The organism is Polaromonas sp. P1_E1_2 (genome assembly GCF_056406035.1).
Window position 1 is genome coordinate 1 of record NZ_JBFUAZ010000057.1, and the last position, 12,146, is coordinate 12,146.

13 protein-coding genes are annotated in these 12,146 nt (G+C 63.3%); 10 read left to right on the forward strand and 3 right to left on the reverse strand.

Annotated features, from left to right (window positions below):
• The 9 genes from mnmG to AC1D1P_RS05205 form a co-directional block, all read left to right on the forward strand.
• Positions 1-1,950 (forward strand): tRNA uridine-5-carboxymethylaminomethyl(34) synthesis enzyme MnmG (gene mnmG / locus AC1D1P_RS05165; RefSeq protein ID WP_477672288.1); only part of this gene is annotated, 1,950 nt, incomplete at its 5' end.
• On the forward strand, positions 1,950-2,618 hold the full coding sequence (gene rsmG / locus AC1D1P_RS05170) for a 16S rRNA (guanine(527)-N(7))-methyltransferase RsmG (protein WP_477672289.1): 669 nt from the start codon (positions 1,950-1,952) through the stop codon (positions 2,616-2,618). The genes mnmG and rsmG, both read left to right, overlap by 1 nt.
• Before the next feature lie 155 nt (positions 2,619-2,773).
• On the forward strand, positions 2,774-3,400 hold the full coding sequence (locus AC1D1P_RS05175) for a LysE family transporter (protein ID WP_477670386.1): 627 nt from the start codon (positions 2,774-2,776) through the stop codon (positions 3,398-3,400).
• 49 nt (positions 3,401-3,449) lie between these two features.
• Positions 3,450-4,220, forward strand: coding sequence for a ParA family protein (locus AC1D1P_RS05180; RefSeq protein WP_477670385.1), 771 nt, complete (start codon positions 3,450-3,452; stop codon positions 4,218-4,220).
• A 99-nt stretch (positions 4,221-4,319) separates the two neighbouring features.
• Complete coding sequence (locus tag AC1D1P_RS05185; RefSeq protein WP_477670384.1) at positions 4,320-4,904, forward strand: RBBP9/YdeN family alpha/beta hydrolase; 585 nt, start codon at positions 4,320-4,322, stop codon at positions 4,902-4,904.
• Positions 4,901-6,208, forward strand: coding sequence for a serine hydrolase domain-containing protein (locus tag AC1D1P_RS05190; protein WP_477670383.1), 1,308 nt, complete (start codon positions 4,901-4,903; stop codon positions 6,206-6,208). Before AC1D1P_RS05185 ends, AC1D1P_RS05190 begins: the two co-directional genes overlap by 4 nt.
• A gap of 23 nt (positions 6,209-6,231) precedes the next feature.
• On the forward strand, positions 6,232-7,170 hold the full coding sequence (locus AC1D1P_RS05195; protein WP_477656353.1) for a ParB/RepB/Spo0J family partition protein: 939 nt from the start codon (positions 6,232-6,234) through the stop codon (positions 7,168-7,170).
• Positions 7,171-7,331: 161 nt separating this feature from the next.
• Positions 7,332-8,009, forward strand: coding sequence for a hypothetical protein (locus AC1D1P_RS05200; RefSeq protein WP_477670382.1), 678 nt, complete (start codon positions 7,332-7,334; stop codon positions 8,007-8,009).
• A 65-nt stretch (positions 8,010-8,074) separates the two neighbouring features.
• Positions 8,075-8,587 (forward strand): hypothetical protein, encoded by a 513-nt coding sequence (locus AC1D1P_RS05205; protein WP_477670381.1) that lies wholly within the window; start codon positions 8,075-8,077, stop codon positions 8,585-8,587.
• 430 nt (positions 8,588-9,017) lie between these two features.
• Here the strand turns inward: AC1D1P_RS05205 and AC1D1P_RS05210 are convergent, their stop codons facing one another.
• Positions 9,018-10,439: an FAD-binding oxidoreductase gene (locus AC1D1P_RS05210; RefSeq protein ID WP_477670380.1), complete on the reverse strand. Its 1,422-nt coding sequence runs from the start codon at positions 10,437-10,439 to the stop codon at positions 9,018-9,020.
• Between the two features lie 144 nt (positions 10,440-10,583).
• Positions 10,584-10,970 carry an EF-hand domain-containing protein gene (locus tag AC1D1P_RS05215; protein ID WP_477670379.1) on the reverse strand — a complete coding sequence of 129 codons (387 nt, stop codon included), beginning with the start codon at positions 10,968-10,970 and terminating at the stop codon, positions 10,584-10,586.
• 177 nt (positions 10,971-11,147) lie between these two features.
• Here AC1D1P_RS05215 and AC1D1P_RS05220 point away from each other — a divergent pair, with 177 nt between their 5' ends.
• Complete coding sequence (locus AC1D1P_RS05220) at positions 11,148-11,717, forward strand: cob(I)yrinic acid a,c-diamide adenosyltransferase (RefSeq protein ID WP_477672290.1); 570 nt, start codon at positions 11,148-11,150, stop codon at positions 11,715-11,717.
• Between the two features lie 205 nt (positions 11,718-11,922).
• Here AC1D1P_RS05220 and AC1D1P_RS05225 read toward each other — a convergent pair.
• Positions 11,923-12,146: hypothetical protein (locus AC1D1P_RS05225; protein WP_477672291.1), on the reverse strand; the 224-nt coding region annotated here is incomplete at its 5' end.

The window sequence follows — 12,146 nt, forward strand, 5'->3', positions numbered from 1 at the left end:
GGTGGCGGCCATGCCGGCACCGAGGCCGCGCTGGCTTCCGCACGCATGGGCTGCAAGACTTTGCTGCTGACCCACAACATCGAGACCCTGGGGCAGATGAGCTGCAACCCGTCCATCGGCGGGATCGGCAAGGGCCACCTGGTCAAGGAGGTGGACGCCATGGGTGGTGCGATGGCGCTGGCCACCGACGAAGGCGGCATCCAGTTCCGCATCCTGAACAGCTCCAAGGGCCCGGCCGTGCGCGCCACCCGCGCGCAGGCCGACCGCATTCTGTACAAGGCGGCGATTCGCCGCAAGCTTGAGAACCAGCCCAACCTGTGGCTCTTCCAGCAGGCGGTCGACGACCTGATGGTCGAGGGCGACCGGGTTGTCGGGGCGGTGACGCAGGTCGGCATTCGCTTTCGTTCGCGCACGGTGGTGCTGACAGCCGGCACTTTCCTGGACGGCAAGATCCATGTGGGGCTCAATAACTATTCGGCGGGCAGGGCGGGCGACCCGCCGGCGGTATCGCTTTCGGCCCGGCTCAAGGAACTCAAGCTGCCGCAAGGCCGGCTCAAAACCGGCACACCCCCGCGCATCGACGGCCGCACCATCGACTTCAGCAAATGCACCGAACAACCCGGCGACGGCATGCCGGGCGGTACTGAAGGCCCGGTGCCGGTGTTCAGCTTTATGGGTGGTGGCATAGCCCATCCGCGGCAGATGCCGTGCTGGATTACCCACACCAACGAGCGAACCCACGAGATCATCCGATCCGGTTTTGACCGCAGCCCCATGTTCACCGGCAAGATCGACGGCGTCGGTCCGCGCTATTGCCCCAGCGTGGAAGACAAGATCAACCGCTTCGCCGACAAGGACAGCCACCAGATTTTCCTGGAACCGGAAGGCCTGACCACGCACGAGATCTATCCCAACGGCATCTCGACCAGCCTGCCTTTTGACATCCAGTACGACCTGGTCCGATCCATGGCGGGGATGGAAAACGCCCATATCCTGCGGCCCGGTTACGCCATCGAGTACGACTACTTTGACCCGCGGGCGCTGAAATCCAGCTTTGAAACCCGGGCGATTGGCGGTCTGTTCTTTGCCGGCCAGATCAACGGCACCACCGGGTACGAAGAGGCGGCGGCCCAGGGCATGTTCGCCGGTATCAACGCTGCGTTGCAGTGTCAGGAGAAGGAAGCCTGGTTGCCGCGGCGCGACGAAGCCTACCTGGGCGTACTGGTTGACGACCTGATCACCAAGGGCGTGACTGAGCCTTACCGCATGTTCACCAGCCGGGCCGAGTTCCGCCTGATGCTGCGCGAGGACAACGCCGACATGCGCCTGACCGAAAAAGGCCGGGAACTGGGTCTGGTAGACGACGCCCGTTGGGATGCCTTCAACCGCAAGCGCGACACTGTTTCACGTGAAACAGCCCGGCTTCGGGCAATCTGGGTCAATCCCAACAACCTGCCGGTGGCTGAAGCCGAGCGGGTTCTGGGTAAATCCATCGAACGGGAGTACAACCTGCTGGACCTGCTGCGTCGCCCGGATGTGAACTATGCCGGACTGATGTCGCTGGAAGAGGGCAAGTACGCCAACCCCGAACTGGCAGCCGAAGCGGCAGYCAGCGACGACATGGCCAAAAGCGTGATCGAACAGATCGAGATCACGGCCAAGTACGCCGGGTATATCGACCTGCAAAAGACTGAAGTCGAGCGGGCATCACACTACGAAAACCTCAAGCTGCCCGCCGACCTGGATTACCTGCAGGTGTCGGCGCTGAGCTTTGAGGCGCGCCAGACTCTGGCCAAACACCGCCCCGAAACGTTAGGCTTGGCCTCCCGGATCTCCGGCATCACGCCTGCCACCATCTCCTTGCTGTTGGTGCACCTGAAGAAAAACCTCTGGAAAAACACGACGCCACTCCAGGCGGCCGGGGCTTCCACCGAAAAAGCCCAGGCCTGATGCGCGGCGGTGAACAGGATTTGCGCGCCGGCCTCAAGGCGCTGCAGCTGGATTTGACCGATGCGCAAGTCGGCCAGCTGCTGGATTACCAGGACCTGATCGGCAAATGGACCAAGGTTTACAACCTCACGGCCGTGCGTGATCCGGCGGAAATGCTGACCCACCATTTGCTGGACAGCCTGGCGGCGGTGCTTCCGCTGAAGCGGCATTTGCAGAAAGCCGGACTGGAGGAGGGCGCCAAGTTGCTGGACGTGGGTTCCGGTGCAGGCCTGCCGGGCGTCGTCGTCGCGATTTGCTGCCCCAACGTAGCGGTGACTTGCGTGGATACGGTGGCCAAAAAAGCCGCGTTTATCAAGCAAGCGGCGCTGGCTTTGAAGCTGCCCAACCTCTCCGGCCTGCACGCCCGGGTCGAAACCATCACCACCTCTTTTGATGTGATTTGCTCCCGGGCCTTTGCGTCCTTGGTCGATTTCACCAACTGGTCGACCGACGCGCTGGCACCGCAAGGTGTGTGGATGGCCATGAAGGGCAAGCACCCGGCCGACGAAATTGCCGCCCTGCCAGCCGGCGCTGAAGTGTTTCACGTGGAACAACTGCAGGTTCCGGGGCTGGATGCTGAGCGCTGCATTGTCTGGATGCAGGCGAAAGCCGCCGCCAGCCCGGCCTGAAAACCGGGGCCGAGCGCCTCGGCCCGTTGTTCGGGCACAAAAAGAACCCTTCGCGAATGCCAAATCGGCCTTGATCGGGCCAGTTTGGCATTTCTGCGGCACACCCCTGTCGTAAACTCACAGCCTCACTTCTCTCTACTTTCTGGAGAACCTCCATGTTGGGCTCATTCGTTGGCATCGCCGACTACGGCGCTTTTGTCGTCGCCATCATTGTGTTTTTGCTGATTCCCGGCCCGGGCAACCTGGCGCTGATCACCTCGACCAGCAAGGGCGGCATCGCGGGCGGCCTGGGTGCGACTTTCGGCGTGATTGCTGGCGACCAGGTTTTGCTCTGGGCGGCGGTCGCGGGGGTGTCGGCCATCATGGCGGCTTACCCGACGGCTTTTCATATCGTCCAGTGGGCGGGTGCGGTTTACCTGGCCTGGCTGGGCATCAAGATGCTGATGGCCAAGCCCGGCGACGCGCCCTTGCTCAATATCAAGCCGCGCCACTACTTTCAGCAGGCGATGATGATCACCTTGCTGAACCCCAAGGCCATCGTGTTCTATATGGCTTTCTTCCCGCTGTTTGTCGATCCGGCCCTGCACCAGGGCCTGAAGACTTTCGCCGTGATGGCGGCCACGATTGCGGCCCTGACTTTCTTGTATGGCCTGACCTCGGTCATGATCACCTATCACCTGGCGGAGCGCATACGCGCCAACCCGAAAATCACGGCGGTCCTCAACAAGCTGGCCGGCGTTTTCCTGATCGGCTTCGGCCTCAAGCTCGCGGTCTCCAAATAAGCCGCCATCGCATTTCGCATCCTCTCTCGAACAAAAACTAAAAGCACACATGGCCAAAATATTCTGCGTAGCCAACCAAAAGGGTGGGGTAGGGAAGACAACAACGACGGTGAACCTGGCCGCGGGCCTGGCCAAAGTCGGCCAGCGTGTGCTGATGATCGACCTGGATCCGCAGGGCAATGCCACCATGGGTTCGGGCGTCGACAAACGCAAGCTGGAAATGACGGTGTACGACGTGCTGCTGGAATCGGCTTCGGTGGTCGAGGCGCGCGTGCACAGTGAAAAGTGCGGCTACGACGTGTTGGGCGCGAATCGCGAACTGGCCGGCGCCGAGGTCGAACTGGTGGATGTCGAGCGCCGCGAAAAGCGCCTCAAGCTGGCGCTGGCCGAGGTCGACAGCCAGTACGACTTCGTGCTGATCGACTGCCCGCCGTCGCTCAGCATGCTGACGCTCAACGGCCTGTGTTGCGCACACGGCGTGATCGTGCCGATGCAGTGTGAATACTTTGCGCTCGAAGGCCTGACCGATCTCGTCAACACCATCAAGCAGGTGCACGCCAACCTCAACAAAGACCTGCAGATCATCGGCCTCTTGCGCGTAATGTTCGACCCACGCATCACATTGCAGCAGCAGGTGAGCGACCAGCTCAAGGAACACTTTTCCGACAAGGTGTTCAACACGGTGATCCCGCGCAACGTGCGCCTGGCCGAAGCACCCAGCTACGGCCTGCCCGGCGTGGTGTTTGACCCGGCCTCCAGGGGCGCGCAGGCTTTCGTCACGTTTGCCGAAGAAATGGTGGACCGCATCAAGGCAATGTGACCGCGCCAGGGTGCAGTTTTATATGCCAATAGTGCCTGTGGCCCAATGGGGGCTTGCGCCAGCAGCTATAAAAATCATAGCAAACAATCTTCTTTCGACATGAAACCCGACAACGTCCTCATTCTTCCCGGCTGGAAAAACAGCGGCCCCGGCCATTGGCAAACGCTGTGGGAGGAGGCCGACGGCTACACCCGCGTGGAGCAGCACAGCTGGATGCACCCGCTGCGCGGCGACTGGACGGCGCGCCTGGAAGAGGTGCTACTGTCCTGCGACGAACCAGCGGTGCTGGTGGCGCACAGCCTGGGCTGCATGCTGGTGGCGGCCTGGGCCAGCCACTCCAGGAACATTCACCGCGTCAAAGCCGCGCTGCTGGTGGCTCCACCCGACATTGACCGCGAGGACGTGCGCGAGCTGCTGCCCAGCTGGTCGCCAGCGCCGCTGAACAAACTGCCGTTTGAGAGCGCGCTGTTTGCCAGCAGTGACGATCCTTTCTGCGCGATCCAGCGGGCGCGGCAATTCGCGGCCGCGTGGGGCTCTACCTTTGTGGACGCCGGACCTTGCGGGCACCTGAATGCCGAGAGCGGCCTGGGCGGCTGGCCCGAAGCGTACCTGCGGCTGCTGCAGCTCAAGGAGCTGACTTCACCGGCCATTGAACCTTCACCCGGCATCACCCCTGGCCCATGACCTCATTTTTTTACCAACGCGCGCGCTACCTGCAACTCGCCCTGATAGTGCTGGCGATATGGGCGAGTGGTTCTCTGCATGCCGAGCCGGATGAAGAGCTGCTTGGAAAATCGCAAAATTATCCGCTGGGCAACGTGAACAACTGGCAGCTCAACCCTTACCGCGTTGGCTCCTGGTCAGCGCTCGACAAAGTGCCCGGGGTGCGGACCCGCGTGGTCGGGCACCCGGCCGAGGCCAGCCCCTTGCCGCGCGCAGCCAGCCCGGCGGCGGTCAGCTACCGCTACAAAAACACGAACTACACGCTGGCCGACTACCTGGACCGCCAGCGCGCCACCGGCCTGCTGATCCTGAAAAACGGCGAGATCATCGCCGAGCACTACCGCTACGGCCGCAAGGATGACGCGCGCTTTTTGTCCTTCTCCATGGCCAAGAGCGTGACCTCGCTGCTGGTCGGCAAGGCGCTCTCGCTGGGGCTGATCGCTTCGCTTGACGACCCCGCCGAGAAATACGCCAAAGACCTTGCCGGCAGCCCCTATGGCGCCACCACAATTCGCCAGCTGCTGCGCATGAGTTCGGGCCTGACGTTTACCGAACGCTATGACGGCAAGGACGATATTGCCCGGCTCGCCCGCGCTTCTGCCGGAACGCCGGGCGCCGGCATGCCGCTGGATGTGCTCAAGTCCATCACTGACCGGCATTCGCCGGCCGGTGAAAAATTCGTTTATGCCGGCTCCGAGACCGACGTGTTGGGCCGCGTGGTGGTGGCCGCCATCGGCAAGAACATGTCCGAGCTCACCACCGAGTGGCTGTGGAAGCCCATGGGCGCCGAACATGATGCCTTCTGGCGCATCTCCGCCGACGGGCAGGAGCAATCCTACGGCGCCTTCAACGCCACCCTGCGCGACTGGGCGCGGCTGGGCCAGTTGCTGGCCAATGACGGCCGTGCCATCGACAAGGCGACCGGCAAACCCGGCGCATTGCAGGTCTTGCCGCTGGACTACCTGCTGGACGCCACGGATCCGGCGCGCCAGCCGCCTGCGTTCAAGCCGCGCAAGGCCACGCCTTACTTTGGTTATGGCTACCAGTTCTGGCTCATGCCGCTGCGGGCACGCACTTTTGCCATGCAGGGCATCCACGGCCAGACGGTGTATGTGCAGCCGTCCACCGGCATTGTGATGGTGCTCACCTCGGTGTGGGAACAGGCCAGCGGCAAACAGGATGCACAACCTTATGAAGAGCGCGACGCCCTCTGGCGCGGCGTGCTGCAATCTCTGGGCGGGGACCTCACGCCCGGCTCGCAATGACGAATTGAAAGAAAGATAAAACCATGGTCACCAAAAAACCCAAAGGCCTGGGCCGCGGGCTCGAAGCACTGCTCGGCCCCAAGGTCAGCGAAAGCGCGACGGACGCGGAGAACGCCAGCAGCACAGCCAACAGCCCGGGCCTGCCGGCCTCGCTGCGCCTCAGTGACATGGTCGCCGGCCAGTACCAGCCGCGCACCCGCATGGACGAAGGCGCGCTCTACGAGCTGGCCGAGTCCATCAAGGTGCAGGGCATCATGCAGCCCATCCTGGTCCGCCGGCTGACCAGCGGCGCCAACGACGGCAAGTACGAAATCATCGCCGGCGAACGGCGCTTTCGTGCGGCCAGGCTGGCCGGGCTGGACGAGGTGCCGGTGCTGGTGCGCGACGTGCCCGACGAGTCGGCCGCCGCGATGTCGCTGATCGAAAACATCCAGCGCGAAGACCTCAACCCACTCGAAGAGGCCCACGGCCTGCAGCGCCTGGTCAAGGAATTCGGCCTCACGCACGAGCTCGCCGCGCAGGCCGTCGGCCGCTCGCGCAGCGCTGCTTCCAACCTGCTGCGGCTTTTGAATTTGGCTGATCCGGTGCAAACGATGCTGATGGCGGGCGACCTGGACATGGGCCATGCGCGGGCCTTGCTGGGCCTGGACCGTGCCGCGCAGATCACCGCGGCCAACCAGATCTCGGCCAAAAAAATGTCGGTGCGCGAGGCCGAAAGCCTGGTCAAAAAACTCAGCGCCGAGTTTTCGCTAAAGCCGCAAAAAGCCACCAAGGAAAAGTCCCGCGACACACGCCGTGTGGAAGAAGAACTCGCCGACCTGCTGATGGCCAATGTGGAAGTGCGCATCAAAAAGCAGGTCAAGCGCAACGGCCGGCGCGAAGACATGGGCGAGGTGGCCATCCAGTTCGCTTCGATGGACGAGCTCAACGGATTGATCGAGCGCTTGCGCGGCAACAAGTAGACTGTTTGGGTTATTTTTCGCCGGTGAATCGGTCGGTGATACTCAAGATGTGAACTAATTCACGACTTTTGTGACTCTTACACGGCTTTCTCCAGAAAGCGGGTGACGGCTGGCGCCCACATGCTTATTGTTACTACATGTAATTATTTGTGTGTTTGCGTATGAATTACCTGGCGAACCGTTCTTTCCGCAGCGCTCACCTGGCCCGGTTCGGCGTTACCACCGTCTCGGACATAACAGACTGGTTCAAGCCAGGCTGGCGAGAGGGGTTTGCCGGCCTTGGCGCCTGCGCCACCCTTGCGGTGGTGATGGCCCTGGCGCCTCAGGCCGCAAAGGCGCAGCAAACCATTGAGCGCGTCAAGCTCACGGACAACGACCTCAGCTGCCAGCAGATGTACGCCGAGGCGCAGCAGATGGACACCACCATGGCCCTGGCTGGCCCGGGCCTGCCGGTTCTCAGCGCAGCGCCCGCGGCCGCCATGCCCGGTGGCGCGCTCACGCTGGCGCAAATGCATGCGCCGACCGCCGCGCTGGCCACGCAGCAAGGGCTATCGGCCCAGTACCAGCAGCAAATCGCCAACAACATGGCAGCGGCCCAGCAAAACGGGCGCAATTCCGCCGCGCCATCGCCCGCGCAGCCCAGCGGCATCGCCGGTGCGCTGGGCGCAGGGATGCTGGGCTCCTTGCTGGCGGGCACCGGTGCCGCAGCTGCAGTATCCGCCACGGCGCCGGCTCAGGGGGCTGGTGGCGGCCTGGGGGTCCAGGCCAGGGCGCGCAAAGACCACCTGACTGGTTTGTTCCTGTCCAGGGGCTGCAAGCTCTCGGAAGTGCAGAAGTAGCCCCGAAATTTTTTACCCGCGTTTTCCCCCAACCTCCATCAACCTTACCCATTGCAGGACCGGTCATGAAACAACACTCCCTTGCCGCCGCACTGGCGCTTTTCCTGGTGGCTGCCGCCGCATCTGCGCAAACCATCGAGCGCGTAAAGATGACGGACAACGACCTCTCGTGTCAGCAGATCTATGGCGAGATCGGACAGATGGACAGCGTGGTCACGCGCGCCGCCCAGTACACCGCGGCACCGGCCGCTGTAGCCCCCGCAGATGCAGGGAGTCAGGTAGCAGGAGCGGTGGTGCAAACTGCACTGGCCTCCGCAGCGGCCAATGCAGCGGCGCAGAACGCCGGCGGCTTTGGCGGATTCGGCGGCGGCCTGGGCGGCATGTTTGGCGGCATCGTGCAGCAGCTGGCAGGCAATACGGCCCAACAGGCCGCCAATAACGGCGTCGCCCAGCAGCAGGCCGCAACCGCGCAGCAACAGGCCGTTGCATTGCAGGGCCAACAGGCACAGGGCCGCAAGGAACATCTCACCAGCATGTTCCTGGCCAAGGGCTGCAAGATGAGTGATATCCAGAAGTAATTGAGCCCCCACGGTCGCTCACTKCGTGTAGCTCCCGAGGCCTTGCAGGCCGCGGCTCGCGAGACGCTTCGCCTCTGTCGCCCGTCCAAGCCTGYGCAGGCAGGCTTGGAGCCGCGGGCTCCAGCCCCTCCGGGGCCGCCCGCCTGCGGCCCGGCAAAGCCGAAAATTGGCACACCCCTATCGGGCTCACTGCGTGTAGCCCTTTTCCTCTTGCAGGGGACGGTGCCTGCGGCCCGGCAAAGCCGGTTCCGCGGCTCATGCTGGCTCGAAGATTCAGGGCGTATTCAGTGGGGGTATTCACCAGTGGGGGCCGAGGGTCCGGCTTCGCCGGCCCAAGGCGCCGCCCCCTCGAGGGGGGAACGGGCTACACGAAGTGAGCCCGGACGGGGGTGGTTATAGATCGCACTGCAAACGCGCAGTAGAGCTCGCTTCACAGCGAGAAAATCTTGCCCGGGTTCATGATGTTCTTCGGGTCGAGCGCACGCTTGATGGTGCGCATCATGTCGACCGCGCCGTCACCGGCTTCGGTTACCAGGAAATCCATCTTGTGCAGGCCAACGCCATGCTCGCCCGTGCAGGTGCCTTCAAGCGCCAGCGCGCGGGTGACCAGCTTGTGGTTCAGTGCTTCGGCTACTTCGCGCTCCTTGGGAATCGTCGGGTCGATCAAATAGCCGAAGTGGAAATTGCCGTCGCCCACATGGCCGACGAGGAAATAAGGAATGCCGCTGGCATCGACTTCGGCCACCGACTCCAGCAGGCAATCGGCCAGGCGCGAAATCGGCACGCAGGTGTCGGTGGAAATCGCGCGGCAGCCGGGCCGCGACTGGATGGCCGCGAAGTAGGCGTTGTGACGGGCGGTCCAGAGGCGCGTGCGCTCTTCCGGCGTGCTGGCCCATTCAAACGCGTTGCCGCCGTGGCCGCTGGCGAGCTCCTGCACCAGCTCGGCCTGCTCTTTCACGCTGGCGGGTGAGCCGTGAAACTCCATCAGCAGCATGGGCTCTTCGCGCAGCGTGAGCTTGGAGTGTGCATTGACCATGCGCACCGTGTTGTGGTCGATCAGCTCGACGCGCGCAATCGGAACCCCCAGCTGGATGATCTCGATGGTGGTGCGCACGGCAGCTTCGATGCTCGGAAAGGAGCACACCGCAGCGGAGATGGCTTCAGGCAGGGGGTACAGCCTGACGGTGACTTCGGTGATCACGCCCAGCGTGCCTTCGCTGCCCACCATCAGGCGCGTGAGGTCGTAGCCCGCCGATGATTTCTTGGCGCGCGTGCCGGTGCGGATGACGCTGCCGTCTGCGGTGACGACTTCCAGTGCCAGCACGTTCTCGCGCATGGTGCCGTAGCGCACCGCATTCGTGCCGCTGGCGCGCGTGGCGCTCATGCCGCCCAGGGTCGCGTCGGCGCCTGGGTCGATGGGGAAGAAGAGGCCCGTGCTTTTGACCTCTTCATTGAGCTGCTTGCGCGTCACGCCCGCCTGCACGGTAACGGTCAGGTCTTCGGCATTGATGGACAGCACCTTGTTCATGCGGCTCACGTCGATGCTGATGCCGCCCTGCACGGCCAGCAGATGGCCTTCAAGCGACGTGCCCACACCAAAGGGGATCACGGGCACGTTGAACTGGGCGGCGAGCTTGACCGCATCTGCCACGTCCTGCGTGCTTTCGGCAAACACCACGGCCGAAGGCGGCGGTGCGGCAAAGGAGGATTCGTCGCGGCCATGCTGCTCGCGCACTACCAGGGCGGTTGAGCAGCGCTCGGCAAAGCGGGCTTTMAGCGCGTCAATCAGCGCGGCAGGAGTTTCGCGCTGGCAGATTTCGGGAAGCAGGTGCGTGGGCAGGGGGGCGTTCATGGTGTCTCCGGGTCGGTGGCACAGTTTACGACGTGCGCGCCGTTTGCGCCAACGAGGCCGGAGGCCCAGCCATGACCGCTGGAGCGCCCGCATGAAGCGGGGGAGACAAAGCAGGCCGCCCCCTCAAGGGGCCATCAGGGACTGTCAGGAGCCGGTGGCCGCCTTGGTGAGCTCGGCCAGCGAGATAAAGGTGTCGTGGTTGGTATCGATCTGCTCGAAACGCTGTGCCACGGCCGGCAGGTGCTCGGCTTCCTGGCGATCAAGCTTGCCGTCCTTGTTGGTATCCGCACGGCCGAAAGCCGCCTCGACGTCCTTGCTGGTGGTGCGGTTTTGCGGTACGGCGCCCGGCGTGCCGGAAGGCGCCATCTGGGAGGGCGGGCTGGTGGGGCTTGCAGGTGAGGGAGGAGCGGTTTGGGCCCGCACGGCGCCAGCAGCGCCCATAGCCAGTGCCGCCACCAAAAGCACGCTGCGCAACTCGAAGCCGGGAATAGAATGTTTTGGATGCTGTGTTGCTGTCGTGTGCATGGTCATGCGAAGAGTCTTTCAAAGAGTGGACAAGCAGCCATTGCAACCCAGCCTGCCCGTTGCGGCCAGCAGTTTTGCAGGGTGTTTCCTCACTCACATGATGGCGTACGACGACACATTTTCTTGCCCGGCGTAACGCTTGGGCTTCATGCACTTTCACCGCGCTTCACCGCGTCTCAGACCATGGCCAACAGACTCTCACAGATCGCAACGCGCACCGGCGATAACGGCACCACCGGCCTGGGCGATAACACGCGTGTGTCCAAGGACAGCCTGCGTGTGCATGCCATGGGCGATGTCGATGAATTGAACTCGCACATTGGTGTGTTGTTGTGCGAAGAGCTGCCCCCGGGCGTGCGCGACCTGCTGGTGGAGGTGCAGCACCAGCTCTTCAACCTGGGCGGCGAACTCTCCATTCCCGGCTTTGAACTGCTCAAGCCCGAAGCCGTGGCGCTGCTGGACGACGCACTGGGCGAACACAACGCGAAACTGCCGCGCCTGGCGGAATTTATCTTGCCGGCGGGCTCGCGTGCCGCGTCGCTTGCGCATGTGTGCCGCACGGTGGCGCGCCGTGCCGAACGATCGGTGGTCGCGCTGGGTGCGGTCGAACCGGTCAAGGAGTCGCCGCGCCACTACCTCAACCGCCTGAGCGATCTGCTCTTCGTTCTGTCGCGCGTGCTCAACCGCATGAATGGCGGTGACGACGTGTACTGGAAGAGCGAACGCATGGCACAGGCCGCCGGTACGAAATAACAACAACGGCCAGCGCGGTGTTCCCGCGTGAACTGCAGCCATGCCGGCCAGCCGTTGTCTGTAAACAGGTCCCGTTCGGGTGCGGTTGGAGTCGGCGGTTTTGCTATCAATAAGATAGCTAATTGCGCGCGATCATCAAGCGTTGCAGCACTAAAACACCTCGATCTCAAGTTGCCGTCGGGTTCTGGCCAAAAAAATGGCGCTTCTAGACCCGCGTCAGCATGTGCGCCGGTAGCCAGCCGGAGAAGGCGGGCAGCAGCGCATTGATGCGCCGCGCTGCCTCTTCCTGATAGAACTGGCGGGCTATCAGCTGGAATATCTCTCCCCGCAGCTGCCAAAGGTGCTGTGCGGTGTGCGCCTCGTCGATACGCCAGCGCATGCGTTCGCACATGGGCCCCTCGCACCGTTGCAGCGCATCGTGGAGCTGAT

Bases quoted from the DNA above. Each gene is read 5' to 3' on its own strand.
- AC1D1P_RS05200 (WP_477670382.1), top strand. From the start codon at position 7,332: ATGAATTACCTGGCGAACCGTTCTTTCCGCAGCGCTCACCTGGCCCGG.
- AC1D1P_RS05175 (WP_477670386.1), top strand. From the start codon at position 2,774: ATGTTGGGCTCATTCGTTGGCATCGCCGACTACGGCGCTTTTGTCGTC.
- AC1D1P_RS05220 (WP_477672290.1), top strand. From the start codon at position 11,148: ATGGCCAACAGACTCTCACAGATCGCAACGCGCACCGGCGATAACGGC.
- AC1D1P_RS05180 (WP_477670385.1), top strand. From the start codon at position 3,450: ATGGCCAAAATATTCTGCGTAGCCAACCAAAAGGGTGGGGTAGGGAAG.
- AC1D1P_RS05195 (WP_477656353.1), top strand. From the start codon at position 6,232: ATGGTCACCAAAAAACCCAAAGGCCTGGGCCGCGGGCTCGAAGCACTG.
- rsmG (WP_477672289.1), top strand. From the start codon at position 1,950: ATGCGCGGCGGTGAACAGGATTTGCGCGCCGGCCTCAAGGCGCTGCAG.
- AC1D1P_RS05215 (WP_477670379.1), bottom strand. From the start codon at position 10,970: ATGACCATGCACACGACAGCAACACAGCATCCAAAACATTCTATTCCC.
- AC1D1P_RS05190 (WP_477670383.1), top strand. From the start codon at position 4,901: ATGACCTCATTTTTTTACCAACGCGCGCGCTACCTGCAACTCGCCCTG.
- AC1D1P_RS05205 (WP_477670381.1), top strand. From the start codon at position 8,075: ATGAAACAACACTCCCTTGCCGCCGCACTGGCGCTTTTCCTGGTGGCT.
- AC1D1P_RS05185 (WP_477670384.1), top strand. From the start codon at position 4,320: ATGAAACCCGACAACGTCCTCATTCTTCCCGGCTGGAAAAACAGCGGC.